We start from the raw sequence: 12,743 nt of genomic DNA, 5'->3' as shown, positions 1-12,743 counted from the left end.
CTGCCACTCCGGCGGCCGCACGCTCGGGCGTTGTGCTGGCGGCACAAACAGCCGGGTCCAATCTCATGCTGTGGAAATGATGCGTTGTGCGCCACACCGGCCGATCGTTGTTTCCACACGACGAAAGGACTCCACGGTGAAGATCGCAGTGCCTCGCGAGATCAAGAACAACGAGTACCGGGTCGCGATCACCCCCGCCGGTGTGCACGAGCTGACCACGCGTGGTCATGACGTGTTCGTCGAAGCGGGCGCTGGCACCGGCTCCTCCATCCCCGACGAGGACTACCTCGCTTCCGGTGCGAAGGTGCTGGCCACCGCCGACGACGTGTGGGCCGAGGGCGACCTCGTGCTCAAGGTCAAGGAGCCGATCGCCGAGGAGTACCCGCGGCTGCGCCGGGACCAGGTGCTGTTCACCTACCTGCACCTGGCGGCCTCCGCCGAGCTGACCGACGCGATGCTGTCCTCGGGTGTCACCGGCATCGCCTACGAGACGGTGCAGACCGAGGGTGGCGGGCTTCCGCTGCTGGCGCCGATGAGCGAGGTCGCCGGGCGGCTCGCGCCGCTGGTGGGAGCGCATTCGCTGATGCGTCCCAGCGGTGGTCGCGGTGTGCTTCCGGGCGGTGTCCCCGGTGTTCATCCGGCGCGGGTCGTGGTGATCGGTGGCGGAGTCGCCGGTTTGAACGCGGCCCGGGTGGCGCTGGGCATGGGTGCCGATGTGGAGCTGCTGGACACCAACGTCGAGAAGCTGCGCGAGATCGACCGCGACTTCCACGGCCAGATCCGCACCGTCGCCTCCAACCGCTACGCGGTGGAGCAGGCCGTTCGCTCCGCCGACCTGGTGATCGGGGCGGTGCTGATCGCGGGCGCCAAGGCCCCGAAGCTGGTGTCGAACCACCTGGTTTCGCAGATGAAGGCGGGCAGCGTGCTGGTCGACATCGCCATCGACCAGGGCGGTTGCTTCGCCGATTCCCGTCCGACCACGCACGACGAGCCGACCTACCGGGTGCACGAGTCGGTCTTCTACTGCGTGGCGAACATGCCGGGGGCGGTGCCCACCACCTCCACGCACGCGTTGACCAACGTGACCCTGCCCTACGTGCTGCGCATCGCCGAGTCCGGCTGGCAGCAGGCCTGCCGCGCCGATGCCGCGCTGGCCGGCGGCCTCAACACCCACGACGGCCAGCTGGTCAACCAGGCGGTCGCCGAGGCGCACGGCCGCACGAGCCTGCCGTTGAGCAGCGTCCTGGCCTGACCCGCTCGGTGCGCGCGGGGCTGCGCGGGAGGTTCCCTTCCGCGCAGCCCCGTTTCGCGCCCGGTGACAGGAAGGTTCCCTTGCGCACGTCAGCGCCGCGGAGCCGCTCGGGAATTTGCCCCGAGTTCGAATTCGAATTGGTTGATTGGCAACTCCGGATCGAATGCGGAGCAAATTGCCGCGACAGGCGAATCGGAAACGCCGTGAAAAGGGAGAATAGGGGCGGCCCGCTCAACCAGCCTGGGGGTCACCGGGAGCAGGCCGCCACTCTCAGTGTAGGACAAGATCGCCGGTTTGCCGACGGCGTGAGCGAGCGCTTCGCGACCGATTTCCCGCCGAATCGATAACCACTCGATGGGGTGAGTCTGGTCGAGTGGCCGTGCAGGCGTGGACCCGCGATGCCGATGTCACCCATCGGAGTAACGGCGGGTGACTGATCATCCAGCACTCCCCACCGAAAACTCCGACGCAGGAAAAACGCGCTGACGGGTGGGAGAAAACGTGACGGACACGGCACTGCGCAAGGCGGTTCTCGACCGGCTCGACACGCTGGACCGAGCGATGGGCGAAGGCGCTCCCGAAGTGCTGCTGCCGATTGCCCGATCCGAGCTCTATCGGCTCACCGAAGCACTCCGAACGCTCTTAGCCGATCACGAACCTGGCCGCGACGGGCGCTGCCCGTCCTGCCGGGGCACGCTGCGCGGCCGGCCTTGGCCGTGCAAGGTGTGGCAGGCCGCGCACCACCAGCTGATCACCGAGCGCTCCGCGTCGGAGGAGCGGCGCGGCAAGCTCCGCCGCCAGGCCCGGTCCCACCCGCGCAGACCCGAACCCGAGGTCGCGGTGATCGCCGAACCCATCGTGTCGGAAACGGGCACCGGCCCCTCCGACTGGGACACCGACGAGTTCATCCGGCCCGACCTGACAACGGTTCCCGCGTCGCCACCGCCGCTGACCGGACGACTCGAAACCGACCACCAGAAGATCTACCGCGCTGCGGTCGTCGAACGGGCCTGACCAGCCGAACTCGCCCACGTCCGGCACCCGCGACCAAATCCGGCCACCACGCCGCAGCTTCCAGTGCTCACCCGTCCGGCAGGATGGGACCGTCAGGATTGGCACACCGACGGGTGACCGGACGTGGGAGGGGCGAGTGCACGACGGCAGCGGTCTCATCCATGTGCAGGGGCTGAACAAGAGATTCGGTCCCGTGCACGCGGTGCAGGACCTCAGCTTCACGGTGCAGCCCGGCGCGGTCACCGGTTTCCTCGGGCCCAACGGGGCCGGCAAGACCACCGCGCTGCGCATGATCCTCGGCCTGATCACGCCCACCTCGGGCACCGCCACCATCAACGGCCTGCCGTTCAACCGGCTGCCGAACCCGGGTGGTGTCGTGGGTGCCGTGCTCGACGCGCACGGGTTCCACCCGAACCGCACCGCCCGCCACCACCTGCGCTGCTACGCCGCCGCGATGGACGTCCCCGACGGTCAGGTGGACCGGGCGCTGGAGCTCGTCGGGCTCGGCGTGGCCGCCGACCGCAAGACCGGTGGCTTCTCGCTGGGCATGCGGCAGCGCCTCGCGCTGGCCACCGCGCTGCTGGGGGACCCGCGGGTGCTGGTCCTCGACGAGCCCGCCAACGGGCTGGATCCCGAGGGCATCGCGTGGTTGAGGGGTTTCCTCCAGGCGTTCGCGGCCGGCGGGCGGACCGTGCTGATGTCCAGCCACTTCCTGCGCGAGATCGAGCACACCGTGGACCGCCTGGTGATCATCAGCCAGGGCCGGTGCGTCTACGACGGGCACATCGAGGAGCTCCGCGCCGCTCAGCAGTCGCGCGCACTCGTGCAAGCCGATTCCCCGGAATTGCTGGTCAGCAAGGTCCAGGAAGCCGGTTTCCAGGTCGAGCACCTCCCGGACGGGCGGCTGGCCGTGCTCGGCGCCGACTCCCGCACGGTCGCCGACTTGGCGCTGGAAGCCGGGGTCGCGCTCTACGGGATGCAGGACGAGCGCATCGACCTGGAGCAGTTGTTCTTCCGCCTCACCCACGGCCAGTTCGCGGGACTTGCGCACTACGCTCCGCAGACGCCGGAGATGTGGGCGCGGCCAGGCGGAACGGGGCAGCCCGGCGATGGTGGGAGCGTGTGATGGTCGGGCTGATCAAGGCCGAGTACCGGAAGATCTTCACCACCAGCCTGTGGTGGGCGCTGCTGATCCCCGTGGTCGTGCTGGGGTTCGGTGCGGGCTGGTTGGGCACCGCGTTCGGCGGGATCATCGACATGGTCGAGGAGTTCAGCGCCTCGCTCCCGCTGGGGCTGCTGTCGGTGGCGCTGTCGACCAACTTCGGCACGATCTTCGCGTTGCTGTTCGGCGCGATGGCCTTCGCCGGCGAGTTCCGCGCCAAGACCATCACCACGACCTACCTGACGGCCAATCCGCGCAGCGCCGTGCTCTGGGCGAAGCTGATCTCCTGCGCGAGCATCGGCGTGATCTACGGGCTGGCGAACGTGCTGGTCGCGAGCTTCGGGGCGCTGCTGGGCGCGGGCCAGGACATGGGCAACTTCGGCAGCTTCAGCAGCTGGCTCGGCGTCGGCGGCGCGGGGGTGCTGTCGATGCTGCTGTGGACGCTGCTCGGGGTCGGGTTCGGAGCGCTGATCGCCAACTCCGTGCTGGTGATCATCCTGCCGCTGGTCTACAAGTTCGCGGTCGAGTTCATCCTGTCGATCAGCTTGATCGACACCGCCGCATCGGGCATCGGGCCCTACCTGCCGGGGGCAGCGGGCAACGGCATCGTCTCCAACCTGGCGGTGCCGCTGTTCGTCTCCGCCGTCGCAGGTCCCAACGAGCCGAACACCCCGCGCGCAGCCTTCGAACTCCTGCACCTGTTCTTCGGCGGCAGCTACGGCCACCCGTGGTGGGCCAGCCTGCTGACGTTCGTCGGCTACACCGTGCTGTTCGTCGCCGGTGGCTGGTTCGTGGGCAAGCGACGCGACGTGGTGTGAGCAGGTGAACCTTTCTGCCACTCGGCTCGGTGCTGCGACCGGAATGACAGGAAGGTTCCCATTCTCACCCGTTGGCACCGGTCACACCGCAGGATCGGTGGTGCTGCACCGTCGGTGCGGCCGCCTAACCTGGCGGGGTGAGCGACTCCGAGAATCCCCGCCGATCCTCCGGCGGTTGGATCCGTCGCCTCTTCGCCGCATGTTGGCGCCACCCGGTCGCGTTGGTGTTGGCGATGGGTGCCTCCGTGACCGCGGTGGGGTTGGAGGCGTTGGTTCCGCTGCTGACCAAGCTGGCCGTTGACGACGCCGTCGCCCGCAGCACCGAGCGGCTGTGGTGGATCGTGCTCGTGCTGCTGGTGGTGGGTGCGTTCCGGTTCGCGGCCGCGTTCGTCCGCCGCTACAGCGCTGGTCGGCTGGCGCTGGACGTGCAGCACGACCTGCGGCGGGCCGTGTTCGCAGCGATGCAGCGGCTCGACGGCGGCAAGCAGGACCAGTTGCGCACCGGGCAGGTGGTGTCCCGCTCGATCAGCGATCTGCAGCTGGTGAACTCGCTGCTGTCGATGCTGCCGCTGGCTGCGGGCACCGCCGTGCTGGCCGTGTTCGCGATCGCGGCGATGCTGTGGCTCTCACCGCTGCTGACCGTGGTGGCATTGGTCGTCGCGCCCCTGATCGCGGTGGTCTCGGCGCGCAGCAAGAAGAGCCTGTTCCCCGCGACCTGGTCGGCTCAGCAGCGCGCGGCCGACATTGCCCAGCACGTCGAGGAGACCGTCACCGGCGTGCGCGTGGTGAAGGGCTTCGGCCAGGAGACGCGCGAGGTCGGCAGGCTGGAGTCGCGGGCGCGGCGGTTGTTCGCCGAGCGGCTGCGCGCTGCGCGGATGACCTCGCTGCCCGCGGCGAGCCTGGCGACGCTGCCCGCGGCCGGGCAGGTGGGAGTGCTGGGCCTGGGCGGCTGGCTGGTGCTGCAGGACCAGGTGAGCTTGGGAACCTTCGTGGCATTCGCCGGCTACGTCGCGATGCTGTCCGGTCCCGCCCGAATGCTCTCCAGCGTGATGATCCAGGCGCAGCTGGCACGGGCCGGGGTCGAGCGGATCCACGAGCTCACCGACTCGCAGCCCGAGGTCACCGAGAAGCCCGACGCGCACCGCCTGCCCGAGGGGCCGCTGGAGGTGCGGCTGGGCGGGGTCGGTTTCGGCTACACCCGCGATCAACCGGTGCTGCGGGACGCCACGCTGCAGGTGCGTCCCGGCGAGACCGTGGCGCTGGTGGGCCCGGCCGGCTCGGGCAAGTCGACGGTGTCGCTGCTGCTGCCCCGCTTCTACGACGTGCACTCGGGACGCATCTCGATCGGTCCCGCTGACGCGGAGCAGCCCTTCGACATCCGCGACCTGCGGTTGGACTCGCTGCGCAGCGCGGTCGGGGTCGTCTTCGAAGAAGCTTTCCTGTTCTCCGACACCATCCGCGGCAACATCGCCTACGGCCGTTCCGACGCCAGCGACGAGGAGGTGATCGCCGCCGCCAAGGGCGCTGAGGCGCACGAGTTCATCACGGGCCTCCCCGACGGCTACGACACCACCGTCGGCGAGCGGGGCCTGACGCTGTCCGGCGGTCAGCGGCAGCGCGTGGCCCTGGCCAGGGCGCTGCTGTCCGACCCCCGAGTGCTGGTGCTCGACGATGCGACGTCGGCGGTGGACCCGGCGACGGAGGCCGCCATCCACGACACGCTGCGTTCGGTGACGGCGCAGCGCACCACGCTGCTCATCGCGCACCGCCGCTCGACGCTGGCGCTCGCCGACCGGATCGCGGTGCTCGACGAAGGACGTGTGGTGGACGTCGGCACCGAGGAGGAGCTGCGGGAGCGCTGCCCGCTTTTCCGGTCACTGCTGGCCGGACCGGGCGAGATGATCGACGCCCCGCGCGAGGGGCAGGCGGATGTTTCCCCCGACGGCATCACCCCGGAGCTGTGGTCACCGGAGGAAACCGCGGAGCCCGGCGCGAACCCGGGACCGGAGGTGGCCACGTCCGGCCGCCACGGCATGAGCACCATGTCGACTCCCCCGACGCCGGAGTTGATCGAGGGAATCCGCAAGCTGCCGCCGACCCGCGATCTGCCGCAGGTGAGGGGAACCGATCCCACCGCCCCGGACCCGGATTTCCGGTTGGCCCGGCTGTTGCGCCCGATCCGATGGGGGCTGCTGCTGACGATCGGACTCGTCGCCGGGGACGCCCTGACCTCGGTGCTGCTCCCGTCGCTGGTGCGGCACGGCATCGACAGCGGGATCGGGACCGCGAGCCTCGGGACGTTGTGGCTGGTCACGGGGCTCGCCGCGGTGCTGGTGGCCGGTGGGTGGCTGGTGATCAAGCGGCAGACCGTGATCACCGCGCGCACCGGGGAAACCCTGCTCTACGTGCTGCGGCTGCGCAGCTTCGCGCACCTGCAGCGGTTGGGCCTGGACTTCTACGAGCGGGAGTTGGCCGGGCGGATCATGACCCGGATGACCACCGACGTCGACGCGCTGTCGTCGTTCCTGCAGACGGGTTTGGCGACGTTCGTGGTCAGCGTGCTGACGCTGGTGGGCATCGCGGGCGCGCTGCTGTTCACCGATCCGTCGCTGGCGCTGGTGGCGATGGCGGTGCTGCCGGTCCTGGTGGTGGCCACGATCGTCTTCCGCAGGGTCTCCTCCACCGCCTACGCCGAGGCGAGGGAGCGGGTCAGCACCGTCAACGCCGACCTCCAGGAGAACGTCTCCGGCATGCGGGTCGCCCAGGCCCACCGGCGCGAGGGGCACGCGGCCAAGGTGTTCGCGCAGCGCAGCGATGCCTATCGGCGTTCCCGCCTGCGCGCCCAGCGCTACATCGCCACCTACTTCCCGTTCGTGGCGCTGCTGTCGGAGATCGCGCAGGCGGCGGTGCTGGGAGTGGGTGCGGCGCGGGTCGCCTCGGGTGAGATGACCGCCGGGGTGCTGGTCGCGTTCCTGCTGTACTTGGGACTGTTCTTCTCACCCGTGCAGCAGCTCTCGGGTGTCTTCGACGGGTACCAGCAGGCGAAGGTCGGTTTGCGGCGCATCGGCGAGCTCCTGCGCACGCCGACGTCGGTGCCGGCGGCGGCCGAGCCGGTGGAGGTGTCCGGGAGGCTGCGCGGCGAGGTGGAGTTGCGTGCGGTTTCGTTCCGCTACCCCGGCACCGAGCAGTACGCGCTGCGGGACGTGAACCTGCGGGTGCGGCCTGGTGAAACCGTGGCGCTGGTGGGTGCTACCGGTGCGGGCAAGTCGACCCTGATCAAGCTGATCGCTCGCTTCTACGACGTCAGCGAGGGCGCGGTGCTGGTCGATGGGACGGACGTGCGCGGCTACGACCTGGCTTCGTTCCACCAGCGGTTGGCGGTGGTGCCGCAGGAGGGGCACCTGTTCACCGGCGACGTCGCCGACAACATCACCTACGCCCGGCCCGATGCCGGCCCGGCGGAGGTGGAGGGCGCTGCCCGCGCGGTCGGTGCGCTGCCGGGCATCGCGATGTTGCCGCGCGGCTTCCGGCAGGAGGTCGGCGAGCGCGGGCGTGGCCTGTCGGCCGGTCAGCGCCAGCTGGTCGCGCTGGCCAGGGCGCAGCTGGTCGACCCGGATGTGCTGCTGCTCGACGAGGCGACGGCCGCGTTGGACCCGGCGACCGAGTCGATGGTGGTGGCCGCCAGCGATCGGCTCGCGGCGCAGCGCACCACGTTCGTCGTGGCCCACCGGCTGGGCACCGCTGCTCGCGCGGACCGGATCGTGGTGGTCGACGGTGGGCGCATCGTCGAGCAGGGCGGGCACGAGGAGCTGCTGGCCCGGCGCGGGCACTACGCCCGGTTGTGGCGGGCGACCGACGCGCACGAATCTCCCGGTGAGGGAGCAGCGAGCAACATCGCGTGAGCAAGGGAACCTTTCTCCCATCTCCCGGGCCCGCCGGGGAAGGCGGGGACGTTTCTCGGCTGTCACCGCGAGGTCGCCGATGGGTGTGAGGAAGGGAACCTTTCTGTCACGATCGCCACACTCGCGGGCCGACGTGCACGCACCGGATTCACGGCGACACGCTCCGCGGCCGCTGAACGGACAAAACGGGCGCGCCGGCTGGTCGAACAAGAGCGATCCCGGGATCTGGGCCGATTCGGTTACCAGTTGGGAACACAGCGTGTCGGTGAAACGCCATAATGAACGAGTACGACAACCCGTATGGACTAGTGCCAAGCGGCGCTGATCAGCGAACGAAGCACGCCAAGGACGGCTGATGATCTACCGAGCGCTCCGGACGGGGGGACATCCCCGCTGGCCGGGCGATCCTGATCGATTCCGTGACCGGACTCCATCCGCCGAACGGCCGTCCTGTGTGTCAACCTCGCGATTCGGGCGGCTAGCCTGGTACCCGAGTGTGTCTGTAAATCACGAGCATATGGATCGAGGCGAACGCCAGCCGTGTCCAGCAGCCCCGCGTCACAGTTCGGCCCCAATGAGTGGTTGATCGAGGAGATGTACGAGCAGTTCCTCCAAGATCCCACTTCCGTAGACTCGGCGTGGCACGAATTCTTCGCCGACTACAAGTCGGACCAGGCGAAAAACGAGAACACCGCTACCGCTGCTGCGGCCGGCGCTGCAGCGGCACCGACCACGACGGCCACCGCGGCGCGCACCGGTGAGACCAACGGCCAGGCGCCCGCAGCCGCCGCGCCCGCGTCCAAGCCCGCCGCTGCGCCGAAGCCTTCCCCGCAGCAGGCCGCCAAGGCCGCGCCGGTGAAGCAGCCGCAGGCCGAGGGCGACGTGAAGACCCTGCGCGGTGCCGCGGCCGCGATCGCCAAGAATATGGATCAGTCGCTGACGGTCCCGACCGCGACCAGCGTGCGCGCGGTGCCGGCCAAGCTGCTGTTCGACAACCGCATCGTCATCAACAACCACCTCAAGCGGAACAAGGGCGGGAAGGTCTCCTTCACGCACCTGATCGGCTACGCGCTGATCAGGGCGGTCAAGGACTTCCCGAACATGAACCGCCACTACGGCGAGGACGCCAAGGGCAAGCCCGCGTCCGTCACGCCGGAGCACATCAACTTGGGCCTGGCCATCGACATGCCGGGCAAGGACGGGTCGCGCAACCTCGTGGTCGCCTCCATCAAGGGCTGCGAGGACATGACGTTCTACCAGTTCTGGCAGGCCTACGAGGACATCATCCGCAAGGCGCGCGGTGGCGCGCTGACCGCGGACGACTTCTCCGGCACCACGATCTCGCTGACCAACCCGGGCCCGTCCGGCACCAACCACTCGGTGCCGCGGCTGACCAAGGGCCAGAGCGCGATCATCGGTGTCGGCGCGATGGACTACCCGGCCGAGTTCCAGGGCGCCAGCGAGAAGACGCTGGTCGACATGGGCATCAGCAAGATCGTGACGCTGACGTCCACCTACGACCACCGCGTCATCCAGGGCGCCGAGTCCGGCGACTTCCTGCGCCGCGTGCACCAGCTGCTGCTGGGCGAGGACGGCTTCTTCGACGACATCTTCGCGTCGCTGCGCATCCCCTACGAGCCGGTTCGCTGGACGCAGGACATCCCCGAGGGCTCGGTCGACAAGACCGCCCGGGTGCTCGAGCTGATCGACGCCTACCGCACGCGCGGCCACCTGATGGCCGACATCGACCCGCTGAACTACCGGCAGCGCCGGCACGAGGACCTCGACGTCCTGTCGCACAGCCTCACGCTGTGGGACCTGGACCGGGAGTTCGCCGTGGGCGGTTTCGCCGGCCGCGAGAAGATGAAGCTGCGTGACGTGCTGGGCGTGCTGCGCGACTCCTACTGCCGCACCGTCGGCGTGGAGTACATGCACATCCTGGAGCCCGACGAGCGAGAGTGGCTGCAGCAGCGGGTCGAGAAGCCGCACACCAAGCCGGACTCGACCGAGCAGAAGTACATCCTGTCGAAGCTCAACGCGGCCGAGGCCTTCGAGACGTTCCTGCAGACCAAGTACGTCGGGCAGAAGCGGTTCTCGCTGGAAGGCGCCGAGACAGTGGTGCCGCTGCTGGACGCGGTGCTGGACAACTCCGCTGCGCACGAGCTCGACGAGGTCGTCATCGGCATGCCGCACCGCGGCCGGCTCAACGTGCTGGCCAACATCGTCGGCAAGCCGATCTCGCAGATCTTCCGCGAGTTCGAGGGCAACCTCGACCCGGGTCAGGCCCACGGGTCCGGTGACGTGAAGTACCACCTGGGTGCCGAGGGCAAGTACTTCCGGATGTTCGGCGACGGCGAAACCAAGGTGTCGCTGACCTCGAACCCGTCCCACCTGGAGGCCGTGGACCCGGTGCTGGAGGGCATCGTCCGCGCCAAGCAGGACATCCTGGACAAGGGCCAGGAGGGCTTCACGGTGCTGCCGGTGCTGCTGCACGGTGACGCCGCGTTCGCCGGTCAGGGCGTGGTCGCCGAGACGCTGAACCTGTCGCTGCTGCGCGGCTACCGCACGGGCGGCACGGTCCACGTGATCGTCAACAACCAGGTCGGTTACACCACCGCGCCGGAGCACTCGCGTTCCAGCAAGTACTGCACCGACGTCGCGAAGATGATCGGCGCGCCGGTGTTCCACGTCAACGGCGACGACCCCGAGGCTTGCGTGTGGGTCGCGCGTCTGGCCGTGGAGTACCGCCAGGCGTTCGGCAAGGACGTCGTGATCGACATGGTCTGCTACCGCCGTCGCGGCCACAACGAGGGCGACGACCCGTCGATGACGCAGCCGAAGATGTACGACGCGATCGACAAGATGCGCAGCGTCCGCAAGGTCTACACCGAGTCGCTGATCGGCCGCGGTGACATCACCGTGGACGAGGCCGAGAAGGCCCTCAAGGACTACGCGGCGCAGTTGGAGCACGTGTTCAACGAGGTCCGCGAGCTGGAGAAGCACCCGCCGGCGCCGAGCCCGTCGGTGGAGTCCGAGCAGCAGGTGCCGCGCGGCCTGTCCACCGCGATCGCGCAGGAGACGCTGGAGCGGATCGCCGAGGCGCAGATCAACCTGCCTGACGGCTTCTCCCCGCACCCGCGCGTGAAGCCGGTGCTGGAGCGTCGCGCCAAGATGGGTCGCGAGGGCGGCATCGACTGGGCCTTCGGTGAGCTGCTGGCGTTCGGTTCGCTGGTGATGGAGGGCCGCCAGGTCCGCCTGACCGGTCAGGACAGCCGCCGCGGCACGTTCGGTCAGCGCCACTCGGTGCTCATCGACCGCAAGAACGACTCCGAGCACACGCCGCTGCAGAACCTCTCGGATGAGCAGGGCAAGTTCCTGGTCTACGACTCGGCGCTGTCGGAGTTCGCCGCGCTGGGCTTCGAGTACGGCTACTCGGTGGGCAACCCCGAGGCGCTGGTGCTGTGGGAAGCGCAGTTCGGTGACTTCTTCAACGGCGCTCAGTCGATCATCGACGAGTTCATCTCGTCCGGTGAGGCCAAGTGGGGTCAGCGCTCCGACGTGGTGATGCTGCTGCCGCACGGCCAGGAGGGCCAGGGCCCCGACCACAGCTCGGGCCGCATCGAGCGGTGGCTGCAGCTGTGCGCCGAGGGGTCGATGACGGTCGCGATGCCGTCGACGCCGGCGAACTACTTCCACCTGCTGCGGCGGCACGCGCTGGACGGCATCCACCGTCCGCTGGTGGTGTTCACGCCGAAGTCGATGCTGCGCCTGAAGGCCGCGACCAGCCCGGTCGAGGACTTCACCGAGGGCAAGTTCACCTCGGTCATCGACGACCCGGCCAAGCCGGACCCGTCGCAGGTCAAGAAGCTGGTGCTGTGCACCGGCAAGCTCTACTACGAGCTGGCGGCCCACCGCGACAAGAACGGCATCACCGACACCGCGGTGGCGCGGCTCGAGCAGCTCTACCCGCTGCCGCACCGCAAGCTGGGCGCCCTGTTCGAGCGGTACCCGAACCTGGAGTCGGTCCGCTGGACGCAGGAGGAGCCGGCCAACCAGGGTGCGTGGCCGTTCCTGGGCTTGGCCCTGACCGAGCAGTTCCCGGAGCTGGTCGGCAAGCTCAAGCGGGTCTCGCGTCGTCCGATGGCCGCTCCGGCCACCGGTCTGGCCAAGGTCCACGAGGTCGAGCAGGCCGAGGTCGTGCAGACCGCGTTCGCCTGATCTTCCAGCTGAAGCGGGCCGTCGGTTCCTCCGGGAGCCGGCGGCCCGCTTTTTCGCGCCCGCATTGGCGGCGGAGTGTGCATGGGAACCTTCCGCTCACTTCGACCGGGGCGCATCGCCTGTGGTGAAGGGCCGTTTCGTACCCTGCTGTTCCCGACCGCACGGCGTCGAAGATCGACGGAGCACTAGGAGGAAGCGGTGTATTTCACCGACCGCGGCATTGAAGAACTCGAAGAGCGTCGCGGTGACGACGAGGTCACCTTGGCGTGGGTCGCTGACCGGATGCGGGCCTTCGTGGACCTCAACCCGGATTTCGAGGACGCCACTGAGCGCTTGGCGACCTTCCTCGCACGCGACGACGCCGACGACGAGTGAGG

Annotated in this window: 7 protein-coding genes; all 7 read left to right on the top strand. The window is 69.1% G+C overall.

Annotated elements, in window-relative coordinates; genetic code table 11:
• The first annotated feature begins 136 nt into the window (after positions 1-136).
• The 7 genes from ald (at position 137) to R4I43_RS12435 (ending at position 12,741) form a co-directional block, all read left to right on the top strand.
• A complete protein-coding gene (gene ald, locus R4I43_RS12465; RefSeq protein WP_324265750.1) occupies positions 137-1,252 on the top strand; it encodes an alanine dehydrogenase in 1,116 nt (371 codons plus the stop codon).
• Positions 1,253-1,753: 501 nt separating this feature from the next.
• Entirely contained in the window at positions 1,754-2,266 is a 513-nt protein-coding gene (locus tag R4I43_RS12460; protein ID WP_324265749.1) for a hypothetical protein, read from the top strand.
• A gap of 136 nt (positions 2,267-2,402) precedes the next feature.
• The gene (locus tag R4I43_RS12455) at positions 2,403-3,392 is read left to right on the top strand and encodes an ABC transporter ATP-binding protein (protein ID WP_324265748.1); all 990 of its coding nucleotides are present in this window, start codon (positions 2,403-2,405) and stop codon (positions 3,390-3,392) included.
• Positions 3,392-4,246, top strand: coding sequence for an ABC transporter permease (locus tag R4I43_RS12450; RefSeq protein ID WP_324265747.1), 855 nt, complete (start codon positions 3,392-3,394; stop codon positions 4,244-4,246). The genes R4I43_RS12455 and R4I43_RS12450 overlap by 1 nt, the downstream gene beginning before the upstream one ends.
• Positions 4,247-4,479: 233 nt before the next feature.
• The gene (locus R4I43_RS12445; RefSeq protein ID WP_324265746.1) at positions 4,480-8,148 is read left to right on the top strand and encodes an ABC transporter ATP-binding protein; all 3,669 of its coding nucleotides are present in this window, start codon (positions 4,480-4,482) and stop codon (positions 8,146-8,148) included.
• Between the two features lie 594 nt (positions 8,149-8,742).
• Complete coding sequence (locus R4I43_RS12440) at positions 8,743-12,366, top strand: multifunctional oxoglutarate decarboxylase/oxoglutarate dehydrogenase thiamine pyrophosphate-binding subunit/dihydrolipoyllysine-residue succinyltransferase subunit (RefSeq protein WP_407691239.1); 3,624 nt, start codon at positions 8,743-8,745, stop codon at positions 12,364-12,366.
• A 198-nt stretch (positions 12,367-12,564) separates the two neighbouring features.
• Positions 12,565-12,741: a DUF6104 family protein gene (locus R4I43_RS12435; protein WP_093413728.1), complete on the top strand. Its 177-nt coding sequence runs from the start codon at positions 12,565-12,567 to the stop codon at positions 12,739-12,741.
• Positions 12,742-12,743 lie beyond the last annotated feature (2 nt).

The sequence above is a fragment of the Saccharopolyspora mangrovi genome (genome assembly GCF_035320975.1).
Lineage (GTDB): Bacteria > Actinomycetota > Actinomycetes > Mycobacteriales > Pseudonocardiaceae > Saccharopolyspora > Saccharopolyspora mangrovi.
This window is presented reverse-complemented; position numbering and strand designations above follow the sequence as displayed.

Excerpts from the sequence above, each read along its gene's own strand:
- R4I43_RS12450 (WP_324265747.1), top strand. The coding sequence starts at position 3,392 with ATGGTCGGGCTGATCAAGGCCGAGTACCGGAAGATCTTCACCACCAGC.
- R4I43_RS12440 (WP_407691239.1), top strand. The coding sequence starts at position 8,743 with ATGTACGAGCAGTTCCTCCAAGATCCCACTTCCGTAGACTCGGCGTGG.
- R4I43_RS12445 (WP_324265746.1), top strand. The coding sequence starts at position 4,480 with ATGGGTGCCTCCGTGACCGCGGTGGGGTTGGAGGCGTTGGTTCCGCTG.